Annotated in this window: 17 protein-coding genes and 1 tRNA gene; 12 read left to right on the top strand and 6 right to left on the bottom strand. The window is 46.4% G+C overall.

What is annotated here, in order from left to right; all coding sequences use genetic code 11:
- Positions 1-122 precede the first annotated feature (122 nt).
- Positions 123-196: transfer RNA gene (locus NQ564_RS00225), tRNA-Pro, on the top strand.
- A 99-nt stretch (positions 197-295) separates the two neighbouring features.
- The gene (locus tag NQ564_RS00220; protein ID WP_008152304.1) at positions 296-943 is read left to right on the top strand and encodes a pentapeptide repeat-containing protein; all 648 of its coding nucleotides are present in this window, start codon (positions 296-298) and stop codon (positions 941-943) included.
- Between the two features lie 5 nt (positions 944-948).
- Here NQ564_RS00220 and NQ564_RS00215 read toward each other — a convergent pair whose 3' ends face one another.
- Complete coding sequence (locus NQ564_RS00215; RefSeq protein WP_008152307.1) at positions 949-1,215, bottom strand: GNAT family N-acetyltransferase; 267 nt, start codon at positions 1,213-1,215, stop codon at positions 949-951.
- A gap of 4 nt (positions 1,216-1,219) precedes the next feature.
- On the bottom strand, positions 1,220-4,771 hold the full coding sequence (locus NQ564_RS00210) for a hypothetical protein (protein ID WP_008152309.1): 3,552 nt from the start codon (positions 4,769-4,771) through the stop codon (positions 1,220-1,222).
- Between the two features lie 192 nt (positions 4,772-4,963).
- Here NQ564_RS00210 and NQ564_RS00205 point away from each other — a divergent pair, with 192 nt between their 5' ends.
- Entirely contained in the window at positions 4,964-5,428 is a 465-nt protein-coding gene (locus NQ564_RS00205; protein ID WP_008152311.1) for a MaoC family dehydratase, read from the top strand.
- Positions 5,429-5,497: 69 nt separating this feature from the next.
- Positions 5,498-5,755, top strand: a complete 258-nt coding sequence (locus tag NQ564_RS00200; protein WP_039848346.1) for a hypothetical protein — start codon at positions 5,498-5,500, stop codon at positions 5,753-5,755.
- 268 nt (positions 5,756-6,023) lie between these two features.
- On the opposite strand, the gene NQ564_RS00195 is transcribed toward NQ564_RS00200, so the two are convergent.
- A complete protein-coding gene (locus NQ564_RS00195) occupies positions 6,024-6,821 on the bottom strand; it encodes a M48 family metallopeptidase (RefSeq protein ID WP_036607361.1) in 798 nt (265 codons plus the stop codon).
- 317 nt (positions 6,822-7,138) lie between these two features.
- On the opposite strand from NQ564_RS00195, the gene argR reads away from it, so the two are divergent.
- The 5 genes from argR to NQ564_RS00170 all read left to right on the top strand — a co-directional run bounded on the left by argR (position 7,139) and on the right by NQ564_RS00170 (position 11,735).
- Positions 7,139-7,582 (top strand): arginine repressor, encoded by a 444-nt coding sequence (argR, locus tag NQ564_RS00190; RefSeq protein ID WP_008152320.1) that lies wholly within the window; start codon positions 7,139-7,141, stop codon positions 7,580-7,582.
- 31 nt (positions 7,583-7,613) lie between these two features.
- Entirely contained in the window at positions 7,614-8,195 is a 582-nt protein-coding gene (locus tag NQ564_RS00185) for a GNAT family N-acetyltransferase (RefSeq protein ID WP_008152322.1), read from the top strand.
- A 29-nt stretch (positions 8,196-8,224) separates the two neighbouring features.
- Positions 8,225-9,424: an argininosuccinate synthase gene (locus NQ564_RS00180; protein WP_008152324.1), complete on the top strand. Its 1,200-nt coding sequence runs from the start codon at positions 8,225-8,227 to the stop codon at positions 9,422-9,424.
- Positions 9,421-10,389 carry an N-acetyl-gamma-glutamyl-phosphate reductase gene (gene argC, locus NQ564_RS00175; protein WP_008152326.1) on the top strand — a complete coding sequence of 323 codons (969 nt, stop codon included), beginning with the start codon at positions 9,421-9,423 and terminating at the stop codon, positions 10,387-10,389. Before NQ564_RS00180 ends, argC begins: the two co-directional genes overlap by 4 nt.
- Before the next feature lie 218 nt (positions 10,390-10,607).
- Positions 10,608-11,735, top strand: a complete 1,128-nt coding sequence (locus NQ564_RS00170; RefSeq protein WP_008152328.1) for an aspartate aminotransferase family protein — start codon at positions 10,608-10,610, stop codon at positions 11,733-11,735.
- A gap of 127 nt (positions 11,736-11,862) precedes the next feature.
- On the opposite strand, the gene NQ564_RS00165 is transcribed toward NQ564_RS00170, so the two are convergent.
- Together NQ564_RS00165 and NQ564_RS00160 are read right to left on the bottom strand one after the other, a co-directional pair.
- The gene (locus tag NQ564_RS00165) at positions 11,863-12,357 is read right to left on the bottom strand and encodes an FKBP-type peptidyl-prolyl cis-trans isomerase (RefSeq protein ID WP_008152331.1); all 495 of its coding nucleotides are present in this window, start codon (positions 12,355-12,357) and stop codon (positions 11,863-11,865) included.
- A 72-nt stretch (positions 12,358-12,429) separates the two neighbouring features.
- Entirely contained in the window at positions 12,430-14,718 is a 2,289-nt protein-coding gene (locus NQ564_RS00160) for an alpha-L-rhamnosidase-related protein (protein ID WP_008152332.1), read from the bottom strand.
- A gap of 156 nt (positions 14,719-14,874) precedes the next feature.
- Between NQ564_RS00160 and NQ564_RS00155 the strand changes: the two genes are divergently transcribed.
- Complete coding sequence (locus NQ564_RS00155; protein ID WP_008152336.1) at positions 14,875-17,181, top strand: S9 family peptidase; 2,307 nt, start codon at positions 14,875-14,877, stop codon at positions 17,179-17,181.
- Between the two features lie 87 nt (positions 17,182-17,268).
- Positions 17,269-17,838 carry a copper resistance protein NlpE gene (locus tag NQ564_RS00150; RefSeq protein ID WP_008152338.1) on the top strand — a complete coding sequence of 190 codons (570 nt, stop codon included), beginning with the start codon at positions 17,269-17,271 and terminating at the stop codon, positions 17,836-17,838.
- A 95-nt stretch (positions 17,839-17,933) separates the two neighbouring features.
- On the opposite strand, the gene NQ564_RS00145 is transcribed toward NQ564_RS00150, so the two are convergent.
- Positions 17,934-19,151, bottom strand: a complete 1,218-nt coding sequence (locus NQ564_RS00145; protein ID WP_008152340.1) for a C1 family peptidase — start codon at positions 19,149-19,151, stop codon at positions 17,934-17,936.
- Positions 19,152-19,284: 133 nt separating this feature from the next.
- On the opposite strand from NQ564_RS00145, the gene proC reads away from it, so the two are divergent.
- Positions 19,285-20,091, top strand: a complete 807-nt coding sequence (gene proC / locus NQ564_RS00140) for a pyrroline-5-carboxylate reductase (protein WP_008152341.1) — start codon at positions 19,285-19,287, stop codon at positions 20,089-20,091.
- Positions 20,092-20,171 lie beyond the last annotated feature (80 nt).

The raw sequence follows: 20,171 nt of genomic DNA, 5'->3' as shown, positions 1-20,171 counted from the left end.
AATATTCAAATAAAATGCATTTTAAGGAAGATATAGAAAAAAATCACGTTTCACATGAAAAAAAACAGCAAAACTATTTGCAGTTTAAAAATTAGTTGTACCTTTGCAGCCGTAATCAAAAACGGGATGTAGCACAGTTGGCTAGCGCGCCACGTTCGGGACGTGGAGGTCGGAAGTTCGAGTCTTCTCATCCCGACTACAAAAACGAGGATATATCAAAAGATATGTCCTCGTTTTTGTATTTATACGGATAAAATATATACATTCACTTTCTCATTTATAAAACAGACAGTATATGAAAATTACACAACCCCGCTTGTCGAATACCCTTCATGAAAGCACAAATATACAGATAATGTTAGAAAAGAACGATGAGGATCTAACCGGATATTCCTTTAAAAGCCTGCGTATAGAAGGGGTAAAGAAAGGTAATCTTTCAGTGCAATCCTGTGTTTTCTCCAATTGCAGCTTCGGGGCATGCAATATACGAAAATCTCAATTCAGCGATGTTGTGTTCAAAAACTGCGATTTGTCGAATATAAACCTAACAGGTTGCGGATTTCACCGGGTAGAATTTATCGGTTGTAAGTTAATGGGAACTAATATGGCGGACGGGATATTCAATCATATCACTTTCGAAGAGTGCCGGGGAGAATACATGAATCTATCAATGAGTAAAATGCGACATATACAATTTACCTGGTCCAACCTACAGGGAGCCGGAATAGAAGGTTGCCAACTGACGAATGTCTCATTCGACGCCTGCAACCTGATGGAAGCAGAGTTTTACCACACATCCCTGAAAGGTATCGATCTGTCGAACTCTGAAATATCTGGCATCCGCATCACAAACCTTGCCAATAGCGAATTGAGAGGAGCTTCCGTTTCCTCTTTACAGGCTCTGGAGCTGGCACGAATACTGGGAATAGAGGTCAAAGACTGAACACCTTATCCGGCGTAATCGGGATGCCGATGTAACCAAGTGACCGCATAGCTACAGGTCGCCAACGGTTTCATGCCATTCTCGATTGCATAATCATAAGCGTATTTTACCAAAGCAGAAGCAATTCCACGCCCTCCGATAGCAGGAGGAACAATCGTGTGGATAATATCCAGTTTATCCCCAGACAAACGATACTGTACAAAAGCAGTCACGCCATCCACCTGCGTTTCAAAGCGCTTCTTATCCGGATAATGAGTTATAATGTAATCCATATTCTTAATTATTTACAGGTTTAACTTCTAATAATAATGCCTCCTTCCCTTCCTCCTCCGGAACGTTTTTTCCTGAAACATTCTTTTTACCCCGGAAGAAGTTCTTCACTTTTGTAAAGAAAGTCATAACTCCTTTGGCTGCATCCTGCTTCTTTTTGGAAACACCGACCGATTCAATCAACGGTGGTCTTAATATCTGCCACAAATAATTGAAAGTGGAATGATAAGGATCTCTTATTATTGAAACACTCGAATGACGCGGTTTGTTAAAACCTTTCCTTGTTTTATCCGGATTATCCTGTTTTAATATACGGTTGACCAGACCAGTCAGAAACTTCTTATCCGTTAATACACCATCTTTTTCTTTCAGCAAAGCGGCTTTCAAGTCATTATATAGAAAAAGCATCTCCACAGTTGCTCCTTTGCTGGAAGCCTCCGTACTGAAAGCCATCTCCCGGACCCATCCACTTTGGACTTCCGCCGAAGCCAGAGGGACCAGCAACTCATTCAACGCCGTCAGATCAAAACTGTCCAGGCGGGCATTCAACAGGAAACGGTCGTTCAATGAATCTACCGGCAACTTCCATGTAGCCGTAAAGTCCCCTTTCCCCATCAATTTGCCATTAGCATTCAAAACGATGTATTGATCAGGACGGGAGACGATATTTGTAAAACCGGTAAACGTACCGTTCATATTCGTAAAAAACAGTTTTCCGGGCACTGTTCCCTTCTTTGCCAGCTCTTCGTAAACGACGGAAAAATTCTTTACGCTCACCTTTTGGAAATCCAGTTTAACCGGAGCTCTCTGAAGTCCGGTATAGATCATCGGAACAATACGCCGGGGGACCGGTATTTTTTGATTCTTTAAATTTTGTAATACAGCATCCGATACCTGTACATCAGCTATCCGAAGCACCTTCTCCGAAAAATAAGAGGGCAAATCGATACCTGTCAGCGCAACCTGCCCGACACTCACATCAAACCAATCCTTATGATGAGGCTGCAAATAAGCAAACTGCATTTTAGGATAGGGAGAGATAACACGGATGTGATCAATGACCGCACTCGATCCGGTCAAATCAATACCCCCTACTTTTAGTGCATAAAAACCGTTATCCAAAGGAAACACCAGGTTACGGGTGGAGAAACGGATATCATCCAATTTATATGTACGAAGGCGGGTATCGACAGCCAAGCCTTCAACAAACAGGTTTGTCGTATCCAGCTTCTGATGTTGCAAAGAATCGCTTTTCCCATAATAGGCATAACGGATATTTGCATCCGTCAGGCAAAAGCGACCTAAGGAGATTCGTCCGGCAACTTTCCCTAAAGCTGTATAAAAATCAGCCGAACCCGCCTCTGTTTGGTGTGATAAAGTATCGTGAAAATGGCTGGAATAAATATCCGCCACAGGACTTTCCAAGCAAACCGAATCTAACTTCAACAAAGTGCTATCCCAAGAAATTCCTTCCAACGCCAAGCTTTTAAATAAAGCCGACACGCCGCTTCCGTCCGGTCTGGACACCCGGACATCAGGCGAATCTACCCGGAACGATGCCACCCGAATATTCCGGTCCAACCTTTCAGGTATCCGTTTTAGCCCGCCTATACGAAGTCTCGGTGAAGAAAACCGGATATATGTCTTCGCCTTCTTCTCCGCCGTATCTTGTGGGAGCAGTTTGATATCCTGTAATTCCAAAATTCCCTTTATGGTCGAAAACTGCCCTTTCCGCACAGACAGGCGATATTCTTTCCCCGGCAAATAGTTATCGAACCGACTAAAGTTAAATCCCATATTTCCGTAATCGAAAAACAGGCCGCTCCCCTTCCCCGTCTGCCGGTTCACCAAAATATCGGTTGCAAAGAAATTAAAGTCGTTCAATTTATAAGTAATCGGATCGGGCCTATTCTTATCATCGACCGTCACATACGCATGATTCAGACTCACCCGTTTAACAGAGAGATAACGGAGGAAAGGATTCAGGATCGCTTCCACGTCGACACGGCTGTTTACCGGCTTTACCGACTTCACTCCCTTCTTATTAAAGGAAGGAGCCATCACATAACGCAGATTCGGTCGGTCGATTTTCAGCAACCGGGCGCTGATCCCCTTATCGTACAATAAACCTCGGATTCCAACCGTATCAATACTTCCTGCCATATAATCATTCTGTCCGCGCACTGACAAAGGACGTAACCGGATCTGTTCCAGGTTAAAATCTCCGCTTTCCGTATCCAATGCCATGCGCTTCACCGTAAACCGGTGGTTACGTGCCGTCATCACCCCCTCAATACCAGTCGCTTCAAACGAGAAAGCACGCGAATACCAGAACCCATGCTGGGCCTCCGATACGGAATCTATCCGGAAATCGTTCGCCCGGAAATCGAAGTTCTCCAGTTTATACACCTCGATCGTGTCTTTAACTGCAAAAGAGTATTGCAACTTTGCCTGCCCGATCCCGATCGTACCGATAGAAACCGTATGCAAGACAGGCGAAATCAATTCATAAAGAGACAGGGAACGGACCAGAGAATCCTCTTCCGCCTCATTCAGGCTTTTCTTCTCCGTTTTTTTAGCGGGCGGCAGGCTTTCTCCCGCCAGATTAAAGGCCTGTATATCCGAAGAAATGATATCGAACGAGCGTGCCGTAAGGTAATTCAGCGCATTTTCACGACGGAACTGTATTCCTTTCACTTCAATGGCCCTGATCAACGCATTCAGATAGCTGTCCGGCCGCTGTTTCCGCTCCTCCCACAATTCACCTTGGGGAGTAAGCGTAATATTGGAGATAGAGATAATAGAATCTTCCGTACTTAGCAGAATCCGGTCCGTTTGCAAACGAAAGTCATTATTGGTCAGTAGCGTCTGCGACCGGTTAGTAATGAAATCAAAATTATCACAATAGAGCAACTTTCCGCTTTCAGACGAATTCTCATCCAAACGAAAACTATACGCATGGAAACTGACATCATTCAAGGCATAGACAATCGGGGAAACAGGATTCTCCACGGAATAGGAGACACTGGCGTTCTCCAAGTTCAGCACTCGGACAGTCAATACGTTAATATAAGGAGAGATTACCTCATACAAAGTCTTGGCCTCCGCTTCCTTCCTCACTTTCACCTCCGCCCGTGTCGAATAGTAAGGGTCAAACACCTGTATATCCGGTTTCCTGATTTCAAACGAATCAAAATGCAACTGCTTGTAACTCCAACGCCAGGTAAGGTTCAATCCTTTAAAATCGATCATGCCGACCTCAGCCGTCACATAGGTAGACGGCAAGCTGTCCTTTCTCTCCCAATCCCGGAAAACCGATGGGTCAGGATATAGCTTTATTCCCTCAAGCTTCAGTTCACCCTTAAAAAAACTGATGGAGAGGTTATCGAAAGAAAGCCTATAGAAGCCATCCGTAGCCTCGGCCGTCCGGTGAATCAGTTCCTTCCGAAGATACCGTTCGAGCCGTTTGGTCAGATGAAGATTGAGCAAGAATATAGCGGCGGTCAGCACGATTGCGATCCCCAACGTATATCCTAAGACTTTCTTTGTCTTCCCCATAAGACTCAAATAAGATTACAACTTAACTCTATCTATATAAAATCAACAAAATAAACAGAGTTAAGTTGCAATATTTGTTTATTCCAAGAATTATTGCGAAAATTGCAGAAACCCTCTGTTACGGCGGTATAAACAGATCGCGGTTACTTGACGGCGGACATATAAGATCATAAATCACTAAACAAAAGAATAATGGGAAAAGTAGTTATCAACTCGTACGAAGACTTTGAAAAGCTGGTAGGCCAGCAAATAGGAATTTCAGATTATGTAGAACTGACACAGGAACGCATCCATCTTTTTGCCGATGCGACATTGGATCACCAATGGATTCACGTGGACCCCGAACGCGCCAAAGTGGAAAGCCCGTTCCACAGCACAATTGCCCACGGTTACCTGACACTGTCACTCCTTCCGCACCTCTGGAACCAGATCATCCAAGTGAATAACCTGAAGATGATGATTAATTATGGCATGGACAAGATGAAATTCGGACAACCCGTATTGACCGGACAAAGCATCCGCCTGATTGCCAAGCTACAGACTTTGACGAATCTGCGCGGCGTGGCCAAAGCTGAGATCAAGTTTGCCATCGAAATTAAGGACCAGCCGAAGAAAGCATTGGAAGGCGTTGCGATCTTCCTGTACTACTTCGAATAAGTTTTCAGATAATCCTTCTCCGGAAAAGGTTATTTTCATACCTTCGAGGCATTAAACAAAAAGAGGACGATGAATAACTTGAATTTGGCCGCAATGGCTTTGTGGGCAGGACTCTCAATGTCCTGTTCACCAAAAACTTCTGGACACGCTTTCTTTCGGTACGGCAAATGCAGAAAAAACAGCAACAAAATCCTGGACTGCCGCGCCCTTCCTGCCGGCGGATATGCCTGGAACATGGAGGACGACGACACGAAGAACGTACGTTTAGTCGATGGCAAATGGACGATCAGCCAGCGCGGAAAGACGGTCTTTCTCCAGGAAGAGTAAACCGGAACTATTGTCAAATAGCCCAACCATAGACCTTTTGCCTTTAGTCGAAGGGGCTTTCGCCCTTGGTCAAAAACTCTTTCGACACTCGTCAAAAACCTTTTCGACTAAGGGCGAAAAGCTAAAGTGTGGAAGTAATCGCTGCAAATAACTGTGTATTTACCTATTAATTTAAATTGTAGCATCCTTATTTTTCACTTAAATATATTGTGGAAATGAAGCTGGGGACATGGTCAACCTAAATCAGGACGAGACATCTACCACCAGATCACTTTTTTACCCTGTACTTCTCTATCTCCGGCAAATGTCGCTTAATCTCATTGATACGGGTGGCATCGCTGGGGTGCGTGCTCATAAATTCGGGGGTAGAACCGGATTTGCCGGCAGACATTTTTTGCCAGAAATTGACGGCGACTTCGGGGTTATAACCAGCCATTGCCATAAAGACCAGCCCCATATAATCAGCCTCAGATTCGTGTTTGCGGGAGAATGGCAACATAACACCATATTGAGCACCCAAACCGTAAACAGAGTTACCGATCTGTTGGACGGCAGCCGATTTATTGCTTAACGCCTGTCCCAATATCTGCGCACCGTATTGCGCCATCAATTGCTGACTCATACGCTCGTTGCTATGTTTGGCTACGGCATGCGCTACTTCATGACCGACCACGACGGCCAATTCATCGTCCGATGAGACCAGCTGCATCAATCCCTCATAGACAACGATTTTACCACCCGGCATGCAGAACGCGTTGACCTGCGAATCGTTCACCAAGTTAAACTCCCAGGCAAAATTCTTGATTTCACTCTCCAATCCATTGTTTTTCAAATATTGTTCGGTAGCTGCCGCTATCTTTTTACCTACACGTGTCACCATAGCGGCACCATCTTTCGATGATGATTTCTTGGCCGATTTCATATAATCGGAATATTGGGTCAGGCTGGACGATAACACCTCCTGATCCGAGACAAGCAATACCTGCTTCCTTCCAGTCAACGGAACACTTCCGCAACTGCTCAACAACAGTAACATTGCGACGAATAAACCTGTAATTTTCTTCATTTTCTGTTCTTTATTCATATACCCTGCAAAATTATAATTTCTCTTCAAAAATACGACTTTCGGTTTTATCAAAATGTCATTGCCATCCCATCTAAATCGAATTAGTACCCCATATATTTGGAATTAGTATAGCAGCTAATATTTTTTAACGTTTCAGATTGTATTGCTTTCCGCATGCAAAGGTAACAATATGACACCCCCACTTTTTATCCGAAAGCCGGAGAATATAGAGGTTTATACAAAAAAAGAAGACTAAATTGTATAATTATTCAATTATACTCTTTATATTTGCAGCCTTGTTGCATAAATATACAAGTATGAGTACAAAAAAAGAACGATTGGATGCCATCTGCCGCATTATACAGACCGAGAAAATAGGGAATCAGGAAGAGCTGCTTAAACAATTGGAGAATAGCGGATTCCAGGTTACCCAAGCGACCCTGTCACGCGACATCAAGCAACTGAAAGTCGTCAAAGTACATGACGGAAACGGGAACTATGTATATCGCTTGCCCGATTATTCGGCACTTATGCAACCAGTGAAAGAGCAGACACAACATCATCCCAATATCGAATTTTCAGGCAACCTGGCCGTTGTCAAGACCCGTCCCGGATATGCAATGGGGATCGCTTCGGATATCGATACACATGCTCCTCACGAAATATTGGGAACGATTGCCGGAGACGACACGATCCTGATCATTCCGCGTGAAGGGATCAGTCGGGATAAGATAGTCAAAGCGTTGGCACATTTCATTTAATAATACGGAAGATAAAAAGAACAAACATAAAATGGAACAAGAAAGAAAAATTGATGTGATGATCGCTGAAGCTTGCCACGAGGAATATGTAGATATCATCCTCGACACGATCGAAGCCGCTGCCAAAGTACGCGGAACCGGTATCGCCAAGCGTACGCATGAATACGTTGCCCAGAAGATGAAGGAAGGAAAAGCCGTCATTGCATTGGAAGGCAACAAATTTGCAGGTTTCAGCTATATCGAGTCTTGGGGTAACAAACAATATGTGACCACCTCCGGCCTGATCGTGCATCCCGACTTTCGCGGATTGGGCATTGCCAAAAGAATCAAGGAGATGACCTTCCAGCTGGCTCGTATGCGCTGGCCCCACGCCAAGATTTTCAGTCTGACTTCGGGCGCCGCCGTCATGAAAATGAATACGGAATTAGGATATGTACCGGTTACCTTTGCTGACCTGACAGACGACGAGGCTTTCTGGAGAGGTTGCGAAGGCTGTGTTAACCACGATGTCCTCGAACGTACCGGCCGCCGTTACTGCATCTGCACCGGAATGCTTTTCGATCCGGATGATCCGCATCGGGCCGAGAGAGAGGCGAGGGCAATTAATAATTAAAAAATTAATAATTAAAGAGATATACGAAAATGAAGAAAAAAGTAGTAGTCGCATTTAGCGGAGGATTGGATACATCTTTTACTGTTATGTATCTGGCCAAGGAGAAAGGATACGAAGTATATGCAGCTTGTGCCAACACAGGTGGTTTCAGCGAAGAACAGTTGAAACAAAACGAAGAAAACGCCTACAAGTTAGGTGCAACTAAATATGTGACAATCGACGTTACAAAAGAATATTATGAAAAGAGTTTGAAATATATGGTCTTCGGAAATGTGCTCCGCAACGGCACTTATCCTATCTCCGTTAGCTCGGAACGTATCTTCCAAGCATTGGCAATCGCACGCTATGCAAACGAGATCGGTGCCGACGCGATCGCCCATGGTTCTACAGGAGCTGGAAACGACCAGATCCGTTTCGACATGACATTCTTGGTGCTGGCTCCTAATGTCGAGATCATCACGCTGACACGCGATATGGCATTGAGCCGCGACTACGAAATCAATTATCTGAAAGAACATGGCTTTGAAGCGGACTTCACAAAACTGAAATATTCTTACAATGTAGGCTTGTGGGGTACTTCCATCTGTGGTGGTGAAATTCTCGACTCCACACAAGGCTTGCCGGAAAGCGCTTATTTGAAGCAGGTGACAAAGACTGGCAGCGAAGAACTTCGTATAGAATTCAAGAACGGTGAAATCCATGCCGTAAATGGTGAAGTATTCGAAGACAAAATTGCAGCCATCCAGAAAGTGGAAGAAATCGGTGCAGCATACGGTATCGGTCGTGACATGCATGTAGGAGACACGATCATCGGTATCAAAGGACGTGTCGGGTTTGAAGCAGCCGCTCCGATGCTGATTATCGGCGCTCACCGCTTCCTCGAAAAATATACGCTGAGCAAATGGCAGCAATACTGGAAAGACCAGGTTGCCAACTGGTACGGAATGTTCCTCCACGAAAGCCAGTATCTCGAACCGGTTATGCGTGACATCGAAGCCATGTTGCAAGAATCACAGCGCAATGTGAACGGTACAGTCATTCTGGAACTTCGCCCGCTTTCGTTCTCTACTGTCGGCGTCGATTCAAAAGACGATTTGGTAAAGACCAAGTTCGGAGAATACGGAGAAATGCAGAAAGGTTGGACAGCAGAAGATGCAAAAGGCTTCATCAAGGTCACTTCTACTCCTCTGCGTGTTTACTACAACAACCATAAGAACGAAGAGATATGATCAAAATCGGAATTATTGGGGGAGCTGGATACACGGCAGGCGAATTGATCCGCCTGCTGCTAAACCATCCGGACGCCGAGATTACATTTGTGAACAGTACGAGCAATGCCGGCAACAAGATCACAGACGTGCATAGCGGACTTTATGGCGAAACAGACTTGGTGTTTACCGACGAGCTTCCACTGGAACAGATCGATCTGCTTTTCTTCTGTACCGCTCACGGCGACACGAAAAAGTTTATGGAAAGCCATACCGTACCCGAAAACGTGAAGATCATCGACCTCAGCATGGACTACCGTATCGAAAGTCCTGAACACGATTTCGTTTATGGTCTGCCCGAACTGAACCGACGTCGTATCTGCAACGCCCGGCATATTGCAAACCCCGGATGTTTTGCCACCTGTATCCAATTAGCTGTTTTACCCCTGGCCAAACATCTGATGCTGAACTCGGAATTGCATGTAAATGCAATCACGGGATCAACAGGAGCAGGCGTCAAGCCGTCGTCTACCTCTCATTTCAGCTGGCGAAACGACAACATTTCGATTTACAAACCGTTCACGCACCAGCATCTGGCAGAGATCGGACAGAGCTTGCGACAATTGCAAAACAGTTTCAACAGTGCGATCAACTTTATCCCAGTGAGAGGGAATTTCTCACGAGGTATCTTCGCCACGACTTATTTGGATTGCAAAATCGGACTGGATGAGATCAAGCGTATTTATGAAGAATACTACGCCGATCACTCATTCACTTTCGTTACTGACAAGAACCCGGATTTGAAACAAGTGGTAAATACGAACAAGTGCCTGATCCATCTGCTGAAACAGGAAGACAAATTGCTTATCGTTTCGATGATAGACAACCTGTTGAAGGGAGCGAGCGGACAAGCGGTCCACAACATGAACCTGCTGTTCGGTCTGGAAGAAACGGTTGGACTGCACTTGAAACCGTCGGCATTTTAATTTATATTCAGAATGCTGATTTATGGGTGTGAAACATGGATGGCATGATCATATACAAATATAATTGTCGTTCTGTAGGGGCAGGGCTCTGCTCTGCCCTTTGAATCCGCAAGACAAACATTATTGACATTGGGCGGAGTAGAACCCCACCCCTACGAGTTGCTATTATTAATTCATACCCCATAAATCATCATTTATAAACAACACACTTATTCATCATGAATTTATTTGACGTATATCCATTATTCAATATAGAGATCGTAAAAGGCAAGGGATGTCATGTATGGGATGCAGAGGGAAACGAATACCTCGACCTGTATGGCGGACACGCCGTAATCTCGGTCGGCCATAGCCATCCCACATATGTAAAGGCCATCACCGAACAGGTAAACAAGTTAGGATTCTATTCCAACTCTGTCCTCAACAGTCTCCAACAGAAGTTAGCAGACCGCTTGGGCAAGGCATCCGGCTATGACGACTATTCGCTCTTTCTGATCAACTCTGGAGCCGAAGCCAATGAAAATGCTTTGAAGTTAGCTTCTTTCCACAACGGGAAGAAACGGGTGGTCGCTTTCAAACATGCCTTCCACGGACGCACATCTGCCGCCGTACGCGTGACAGATAATCCGAAGATCATCGCTCCGGTAAACGAAGACCTCGCCGTCACCTACCTACCTCTGAACGATGCGGCAGCCGTAGAAGCCGAATTGCAGAAGGGGGACGTATCTTCGGTTATCATCGAAGGTATTCAGGGTGTGGGCGGCATCCAGTTGCCGACCGATTCCTTTATGCAGGAACTGCGTGCTTTATGTACGAAATATGAAGCCTGCCTGATTCTCGACGAAATTCAATCGGGTTACGGACGCAGTGGTAAGTTCTTCGCCCATCAGTATGCCGGAATCAAACCGGACCTGATTTCAGTGGCAAAAGGTATCGGCAACGGTTTTCCAATGGGCGGATTGCTGATCAGCCCGATGTTCAAACCGGTATATGGGATGTTAGGCACGACTTTCGGAGGCAATCATTTAGCTTGTGCGGCCGCCATTGCCGTACTGGAAATCATGGAAAATGAAAAACTGATTGATAATGCGCGGGAAGTAGGAGCTTATCTGTTGGATGAGTTGCACAAGTTACCGGGGATTAAGGAGATTCGCGGACGCGGCCTGATGATCGGTATCGAGTTCGAAGAATCGATCAAGGAAGTACGCAGCAAGTTACTGTTCGAAGAAAAAGTCTTTACGGGAGTGGCCGGAACCAACACGATCCGCCTGTTGCCGCCGCTCTGCCTGAGTATGGACGAAGCGAAAGAGTTCATCGCACGGTTCCGCAAGGTGTTGAATGCTTAACGAACCTCCGTCACGTGACTTAATTGTTTCTTTAATATAATAAGATCCACCATCGGAGCTTCCGGTTGGTGGATCTTTTATTTTTGGAGGAATAATAAATGATAATTTACATTCTTCATCCTATTAATTAATTGAACTTCTCTACTGTGTAGGTGAAGATCAGGGTTGAACCGCCGGGAATGCCCCGATAATCAGAATAACCATATCCCAAATAAGCAGGGATAATCGCCTCGACACGTTCGCCGATAGTATTATTCAGCAATATTGCTCCTAATCCTGGCACAACACTGGCAGGAGTAAGCGTCATCGTCATCTCCTTCTGGAAATTCTGGCCGCTGATAAAATCACCTTTCAAGGTCATTGTCACAGAGGTCTGGGCCGTCGGACATTGCGTTTCCTCTCCCTCCTTGCTCAACACACGATACAAAGCGGTGTCGCCACCTAAAACAACCTGCTTATAAAGCAACTCTCCATTGTCTCCCTTCAATACTTTCTTTTCGCGGATATAGTCGCGATTCTTTTCGAAATAGGCAACGTTGCTGTCATCGTCATCCCCACAAGCGGTAAACCCGGCCAGCAGCACCATCATCAGACAGGCTACTGCATAAATAGATCTCTTCATTTGTTCTTTAGCCTTTTATTGTTTTGAAGGCGCAAAGATAGCATACAAAGCCATACTGAACAAATGGGACGGTCAATTCACTACAAAGGTATAGCTACCGGAACCGATCTTCCCGACAGAGAGGAACGGCTCTCCCTTCACCTTAGCGACTTTCACCGGAACGCCGTTATTCGTTACGGTATATTTACCGGACGGGAGCGGAAGATACACTTCGGCATCCATATTGGCAGGAATTGTCACTCTAAGGACATAGGTGTCCGCCTTATTCTCTACCTCCATACGAATCGCACCCCGGATCGTCGGAATCGTAGCCTCCGCCCATTCGAGCGAAGCAAGCTGCGGTTTGATACGGGCAGTAGCGAAACCGGGCGTCAGAGGCTCCACTCCCATCAGGCGACGTGGGATGATATTGGCAGGAGCTGCTCCCCAAGCATGGTTCCAGTCCTGATTCGGTTTGTACTTATTGTCCCAGGCTTCAAGCGAGATAGTCGAACCGACACGGATCATATTATACCAACTGCGATCGTCCGTCTTGGTCAGCATATGCAAAGCATATTCGGCATCATTCGCTTCATAGAGCGCATCCATCAAGAATTGCGAACCATAGACACTACAAGCCATCCCGCGGGTTTGGATAAAGTCGACGACGTTTTGTTTCTTCCCAGCCGGGACCAGGTCGAACGCCAACGGAAACATATTGCCATGCAGGGAAGCATGGTCGGTGTCGGAAGCAAGGCCATCAGTGAAATAACCCTTGCGAGCATTAAAGAACGAACGGATGAACCGTTTTTTGAAAGCATCCGATTCAGACGCATAGAAAGTGGCGTCATCCTGCTTACCCAACGCACCGGCAATACCTTCCATCAGCTTCAAAGCCTCGTAATGCCAGGCATTCGTCACCGCATTATAATCGGTAAAGGCAAACCCGTCGTCTTCACCTCCTTGCTTCTTCCCCAAACCGAGTATTCCAGTATGCGGCCAGTCCACAATATCCCGTATCTGTCCCTTCATACGGATCGAGCGGAGGAAATCATCCGTCTGCAACCCGGTTGTCGTGCTGATCAGCCCGTTCTTCTCGCGGAGAGCCATCAGGACACGCGGTTTCAACAATTCATAACTGGATTCGAGTGAACGGCTATCGCCCGTGTACAGATAATCGTACCAGGCAATCGACAACGCCTGTAAAATCCATTCGGTCGGCCATGTCGGATGCTGTAGCAGGTATTCATGCGAACGACGAGCAATCGCATATTCACGATCCACCCCATAATGGCAAAGTTGGTTGATCAAGGCATCCGCCTCATAAGGAATACGTTCGCGGTCACCATCCACATAAACGCCTAAGAACGAAGTAGCCCGGACAGAATATTTGCAAAGATCCCAGATCTGGTTCAGCAGTTCATTGGAAGAACGGAAAGAAGAGGCTGTCTCGTCAAACGGATAATGTACCGTCTCGCGGACAACCGAGGCCGGTGACAAAGGTACCTCATATCCTTCGATCTCACAATAGCGGAAAGGAACGACTTCTCCCACATAGGCTGGCATCAACACGGCAGCCGATCCTGTATTCCTTTTATCCTTACCGATTTTGATCCGGTATGTATGAGTACCCTTCAGCAAAGCCAGCGGATAACGGTGATAACGGATTGTCGACTTGCCCGGATCACGCAGGATGCGCCCTCCTTCGAGACATTCCCCTAAATGCACGATCACCGAATCGCGCGTGCCATCGGATGCCAACGTCAGTACCAACTGCCCAAAAGCATCTTTCCCAAAGTCGACAAGGCGCGTACCGGGGTGGATTTCCGTTATCCCGGCCGGAAACTCCATCGTCTTCACCTGCGGATAGTAGGCCGTTTCATATTCGGACAAACGGTCGGCAGTACGGAAGGCCTTCACTTCAGACCATTCGCTTTCTCCTTCGGTGTTCGTCACCGTCTTTACCCGCCAGAAATAGGATTTGCCGGGTTTCAATGCTTCACCGGCGTAACGGACGGCTACGGACTGATCGCTCCCGACCACCCCACTGTCCCACAGATTACCTCTCCCCGAAGCAGCATCCTCATGGTTATCGGCCACGATCACACGATAAGCAGTCTGTCGTGTCCCCCCGGTTTCACCAGGTACGATCCAGGAAAAGGCGGGATGTGACGAACGGATAGCGGCATATTGCAAAGGTTCGATCGCCTCATCGAGTTGCCAGACCGGAAGGTTTGACGCGTATCCGTTCTGCCACGTCTGCCCGGTATGCTCGATCAGGTCAGTCATCAGCCCGGAAGGTTTTTTATCAACAGCCTGCAAGCAAAAAGCCGAAAAGGCGAAAGAGGCCAGCAAGGTAAAGCGGTTTAGTAATGTACTCATGGTATGTTTATTTATTGATTGATTTCTGCGGCAAAGATAAGGAAAGACAAGGTTTCCGGATTTCATATATCTGACAGTTTTCTTCTGTATTATGATTTGTACATTCGAAAAAACATTCCGTTCTTTGCAGGCAGCTAATTATTAAAACTAATATACATGAAACTAAACAAACTCATTCTTCCGGTAGCGTGCATCCTGCTGGCCGGAAATGTAAGTATGGCACAAATCATGCCATGGGAAAACCGGACGGAGACGGACGGCGATCCGTTTGCACAAAGCGAAGCGACCACAGCAAAGGGTAGACTCCATTTGGAAGATGTCGTTGGAGGACGACTGGTGCAGACAAAAGGAATCGGCGCCATGACATGGATGAAGGATGGCGAACGATACAGCCGGATGGAACCAAACGCCGAGACAGGCGGTATGGACATTGTTGCCTACCGCGCCAAAGACAACCGGCGGGAAGTCATCATTCCTTCTTCTATGTTTATCAACAAAGAGACCGGGAAGCCGATTGCCATTCGCAGTATCTCCTGGAGCACTGACAACGGAAAGGTTTTGATCTATAATAATACGAAACGGGTATGGCGTTACGACACGAAGGGCGACTACTGGGTACTGACTCTGAAAGACGGGACTTTGCGCCAATTGGGGAAGGGACTTCCCCAATCGTCGATGATGTTTGCCAAATTCTCGCCTGACGGAACACGTGTGGCTTTCGTTTCGAACAATAATATATATGTAGAAGATGTCGCTTCCGGCCAGATCACGCAACTGACCTATGACGGGAGCCAGACGATCGTGAACGGTACATTCGACTGGGTGTATGAAGAAGAATTCGCCTGCCGCGACGGTTTCCGATGGAGCCCGGACGGACAGTATATCGCCTACTGGCAGAGCGACACGAAAGGAACGGGTGTGTTCGACATCATCAATAATGTGGATTCCATCTACCCGACCATCCTGCATTTCCCTTATCCGAAAGCCGGCAGCACGAACTCGGCGGTCAAAGTGGGCTATCTTCCAGTAACCGGGGGAACAACAACCTGGATCGAGATTCCCGGTGATCCGCGGAACAACTATATTCCCCGTATGGAGTTTATCCCCGGAAGCAACGAGCTGTTCATCCAGCAGATGAACCGTCCGCAGAACACGAACAAAGTCTGGATCACCCGCATCGGCAGTTCCACACCTCAAAACATCTTTACCGACACCGATGCTGCATGGCTGGACACGAACGACAATATTCAATGGCTGAAGGACAACACCTGGTTCACCTGGGAGAGCGAACGCGACGGATGGCGCCATCTCTATCGCATCAGCCGGGACGGGAAAGAGATACAGCCGATCACGAAAGGTAACTTCGACTATATATCACAAGTCGGGACGGATCTTCAGAAAGGATTGGTATATTTTATCGCTTCACCGGAAAACTATACCCAACGTTATCTCTACAGCGCAGAGCTTTTCGGAAAGGGAGAAGTGAAACGGCTCAGTCCGGCAGACCAGCCGGGACAGCATCGTTATAATATGTCGCCTACCGGAAAATGGGCGGTCCATACCTATAGCAATGCGGCGACTCCTTCGGTGATTGACATGGTTTCCTTTCCCAAACATCAATCTGTAAGGGTGATAGAGGACAATGTAAAGGCACGCGAACAATATGCCGCACTGGGACTGAACCCTAAAGAGTTCGTCAAAGTGACCTCCGGCGACCTCGAATTGGATGCCTGGATGATCAAACCGGTCAACTTCGATCCGACAAAGAAATACCCCGTCATCATAGAGGTCTATGGCGAACCGGCCAGTTCGACCGTACAGGACGTATGGGGCGGCGGCGACCTCTGGAACCAGTATGTCGCCAACCTCGGATATATCGTTGTCAGCATTGACAACCGAGGAGCCAACACTCCACGCGGCCGTGAATGGCGCAAATGTATCTATGGTGAAGTCGGCACGTTTGCTTCCGAAGACCAAGCACGAGGCATCCAGGATATGGCACGCCGTTATCCGTTTATCGATGCAGATCGTATCGGCATTACCGGATGGAGCGGCGGTGGAAGTCAGACGCTGAACTCCATGTTCCGTTATCCGGACGTCTTCCACACGGGTATCGCTATCGCTTTCGTTGCCGACCAACGCACCTACGACACGATCTACCAGGAACGGTATATGAACACGCCACAGAACAATCCGGAAGGTTACCGAAAAGGTTCTCCGATCACATACGCATCCGGACTGAAAGGAAATCTGCTCCTGATACACGGTACTGGCGACGACAACGTCCACTATCAAAACTGCGAGATGCTGGTCGATGAATTGGTGAAGCATGGCAAGATGTTCAGCCAAGTCAGCTATCCGATGCGCAGCCATGGCATTTACGAACGTCCGGGCACGACCTTACACTTGCGAATGACGATGGCCAAATACTGGCTGGACCATCTACCCGCCGGCGGTAGATAGTTAAAAAGACCCTCTGCAAAAACAAAATGCAGGGGGTCTTTTGTTATATCTCCAAAAGTCACTAAATCTCTAAATAAAAAGTACAAAATGAAAAAGTATTTTATCGCAGTAGCAGCGCTGGCATTTTTGGCTGCATGTAACGGGAAGGTTGCAAAAGACACTCCCGTGTTGGTTGAAGAAGAAAGTATTGCTGTCGCCGAAGCGGCTCCCGATGCTCCTTCCCTGCCGGAGCTACCGGTAGTAAAGGCTAAACCCGCAAAGCCAATCAATATGCGCGACTCCTTGAAACTGGACCCGAAAAAGGGTGCGGTCGTACAGAAAAAATACAAAGGGACTGTTCCGGCAGCCGATGGCCCCGGTATCGTTTACGACCTGACTTTATTCTATCAGCAAGATAGCGATGACGGAGTTTATGCACTGGACGCCACTTATTTGGAAGCAGAAAACGGCAAAGACCAGACATTCACTTCTACCGGTAAACGCCAGGTAAAAAAAGGAACTCCTGCCGATGCAAGCGCAATCATATATGAACTGATTCCAAGTGACGGCAGCATGGTATTTTATTTCCAGGCAGAAGGGGATAGCCTGACCATGTTGAACCAGGAATTACAAAAAGCCGCCTCCGACCTTAATTACACGCTAAAACTCGTACAATAATTGATACATCTTCACAGCACATCTTTGTATAAATAGAAAAGAGGCACCCCGAAAGAAATCGGAATGCCTCTTTTGTTTATTTCTCAATTGTCAATTTATTTGATTCCCAACTTAGCTTTGATTGCTTTAGGAAGTGCATCTTTGTGAACGACGATGTTCATGGTCTTGTAACGGACAAATGCTTTGGATGCATACCAGATACCTTCATACTTATTGGAAGTACCCCAAGAGTTCTTCACCATGTAGTACTCGTTACCTTCCTGGTCTTTAGCGATACCATAAATCTGCATGCCGTGGTCATCAGTCGTTTCGTAGTTATCATAAGCCAGCTGGCGTTCTTCCTGTGTACACCATTTCTGCGGTTGAGGCTTTGTATTCAGTTTCTTTTCTTCCGGTTTCAATTTCAACCAATGGGCCATGTCGGAACCGCTTAGTTCCTGAACTTTTTCATTGTCAGGCATAACGGCTACACCATCACGGGTAAAACCAGATTCGCTTACGTCAGAACCCCAGGCAATTGTATAACCGGTATTGATAGCATTGTCGAACACTTCCATCAATTCGTCGATAGGCAAGTTGTAAGACAATCCATGACGCCAGTTATCCTGAACCTCGATCGGGAATTGAGTATAGAACGGACGATGTGTATAAGAAGTCAAAGACACATAGTCGGAAGGATTCAAACCGGTAGACTTATAAAAAGACTGCGGAGTATATTCTTTACCTTTATAAGTAAACTTCTCAGGAGCCTTGCCTAAATAAATTTCGTGAACGGCAGCAACTGCTTTTTTCCACAACATGGCGTTATTTTCATCTGATTGCAATTTACGCAGTTTGCCTTTGGCAACAGCAGCGACCATTGCATCCGCAAGGGCGGAAAGTTCGGTATGGTTGCTCAACGTATCACCATACATCACACCCGGACGCATTTCTTCTTCCGGAACCAGGCCGAAAGCTTCCATTCCATAAATCACGTCATAGAAAGAACCACCTTGCGAAAAGGAAACATCTCCGTGAGTACGCACAGCAGCATCCGCACGATCCAGATAAGTATTGTAAACCGTAAACATTTCGGATAAATCATATTCACCCTTTCCCATACGAAGCAATTCCGATTCCAGGAATGCCATTGTCGAGTAACACCAACAAGTTCCGGCGCGATTCTGGTTCTTAATCGAAGTGATCGGATTCTCCTTTACTGTCGTAAAAACAAACCCTTCTTCATTTTCTTTCTTCTCTGATTCTTGTGCATGGATTGTTGCAGACATCGTCATGGCGAACAGCATACCAACCGCAATAATTGTCTTTTTCATGTAAATCTATTTATATTATGTTATTAGATTAATTTTGAAGGGCAAAGATACGATTAAATTGACAATGGGCAATGAACAATTGACAATTTAAACTGTATCTTTGTCAGACATAATAACTGTAACATAAGAAAACATGAAAATCACAATTATCGGTGCCGGAAATATCGGCGGTGCCATAGCACGAGGATTGGCAAAAGGTCATATGTTTAAAGCATCAGACATCACTTGCACAGCACAATCAGATGCAACTCTGGAAAAGATAAGGAATACTAATCCAGATTTCGTCCTGTCTTTGGACAATGTAGAAGCGGTCAAAGGTGCCGATATCATCATCATTGCTGTAAAACCCTGGCGCGTGGAGGAAATTATCGATCAAATCAAAGGTGTACTCAACTACGACAAACAGATCATCGTTTCTGTTGCCGCAGGTATCACATTCGATTTGTTGAACACCTATCTGACCAAAAACACGGGGTTCGACGATTGCCTGGTTACCCCGACTATTTTCCGTATCATGCCGAATACGGCGATCGAAGTGCTCAGCAGTATGACCTTCGTAGCCGCCCGTAATGCTTCTAAGGAGCAAACAGACTTAATCGTTACTATCTTCAACGAATTGGGAAATGCGATGTTGGTCGAAGAACGCCTGATGTCTGCCGGAACAGCTTTGGCTTCCAGCGGAATTGCATTCGCCCTGCGCTATATCCGCGCCGCCATTGAAGGCGGTGTCGAACTAGGCTTTTACCCGAAACAGGCACAGGAAATTGTAGTTCATACGGTAAAAGGGGCTGTCGATCTCTTATTGGAAAACAAAAGCAATCCTGAAATGGAAATCGATAAGGTTACAACTCCAGGGGGTATCACCATCAAGGGGTTGAACGAAATGGAACTCTCCGGCTTCACTTCTTCCGTCATTCGGGGACTGAAAGCAAGTAAGTGAAGGGGGGCAAATATCGGTATTCAGAGGACGCAGACTAGCGCAGACGGACGCAGATATATAATTATCAACAAAATAAATCT

This window comes from Parabacteroides johnsonii DSM 18315 (genome assembly GCF_025151045.1).
GTDB lineage: Bacteria > Bacteroidota > Bacteroidia > Bacteroidales > Tannerellaceae > Parabacteroides > Parabacteroides johnsonii.
This window is presented reverse-complemented; position numbering and strand designations above follow the sequence as displayed.

What these genes read in the sequence shown, in the direction of transcription:
- NQ564_RS00210 (WP_008152309.1), bottom strand. Translation starts at nt 4,771, where the DNA reads ATGGGGAAGACAAAGAAAGTCTTAGGATATACGTTGGGGATCGCAATC.
- NQ564_RS00170 (WP_008152328.1), top strand. Translation starts at nt 10,608, where the DNA reads ATGAATTTATTTGACGTATATCCATTATTCAATATAGAGATCGTAAAA.
- NQ564_RS00195 (WP_036607361.1), bottom strand. Translation starts at nt 6,821, where the DNA reads ATGAAGAAAATTACAGGTTTATTCGTCGCAATGTTACTGTTGTTGAGC.
- NQ564_RS00155 (WP_008152336.1), top strand. Translation starts at nt 14,875, where the DNA reads ATGAAACTAAACAAACTCATTCTTCCGGTAGCGTGCATCCTGCTGGCC.
- NQ564_RS00200 (WP_039848346.1), top strand. Translation starts at nt 5,498, where the DNA reads ATGAATAACTTGAATTTGGCCGCAATGGCTTTGTGGGCAGGACTCTCA.
- NQ564_RS00160 (WP_008152332.1), bottom strand. Translation starts at nt 14,718, where the DNA reads ATGAGTACATTACTAAACCGCTTTACCTTGCTGGCCTCTTTCGCCTTT.
- NQ564_RS00220 (WP_008152304.1), top strand. Translation starts at nt 296, where the DNA reads ATGAAAATTACACAACCCCGCTTGTCGAATACCCTTCATGAAAGCACA.
- argR (WP_008152320.1), top strand. Translation starts at nt 7,139, where the DNA reads ATGAGTACAAAAAAAGAACGATTGGATGCCATCTGCCGCATTATACAG.
- NQ564_RS00215 (WP_008152307.1), bottom strand. Translation starts at nt 1,215, where the DNA reads ATGGATTACATTATAACTCATTATCCGGATAAGAAGCGCTTTGAAACG.
- NQ564_RS00180 (WP_008152324.1), top strand. Translation starts at nt 8,225, where the DNA reads ATGAAGAAAAAAGTAGTAGTCGCATTTAGCGGAGGATTGGATACATCT.
- proC (WP_008152341.1), top strand. Translation starts at nt 19,285, where the DNA reads ATGAAAATCACAATTATCGGTGCCGGAAATATCGGCGGTGCCATAGCA.
- NQ564_RS00185 (WP_008152322.1), top strand. Translation starts at nt 7,614, where the DNA reads ATGGAACAAGAAAGAAAAATTGATGTGATGATCGCTGAAGCTTGCCAC.
- NQ564_RS00205 (WP_008152311.1), top strand. Translation starts at nt 4,964, where the DNA reads ATGGGAAAAGTAGTTATCAACTCGTACGAAGACTTTGAAAAGCTGGTA.
- NQ564_RS00165 (WP_008152331.1), bottom strand. Translation starts at nt 12,357, where the DNA reads ATGAAGAGATCTATTTATGCAGTAGCCTGTCTGATGATGGTGCTGCTG.
- argC (WP_008152326.1), top strand. Translation starts at nt 9,421, where the DNA reads ATGATCAAAATCGGAATTATTGGGGGAGCTGGATACACGGCAGGCGAA.
- NQ564_RS00150 (WP_008152338.1), top strand. Translation starts at nt 17,269, where the DNA reads ATGAAAAAGTATTTTATCGCAGTAGCAGCGCTGGCATTTTTGGCTGCA.
- NQ564_RS00145 (WP_008152340.1), bottom strand. Translation starts at nt 19,151, where the DNA reads ATGAAAAAGACAATTATTGCGGTTGGTATGCTGTTCGCCATGACGATG.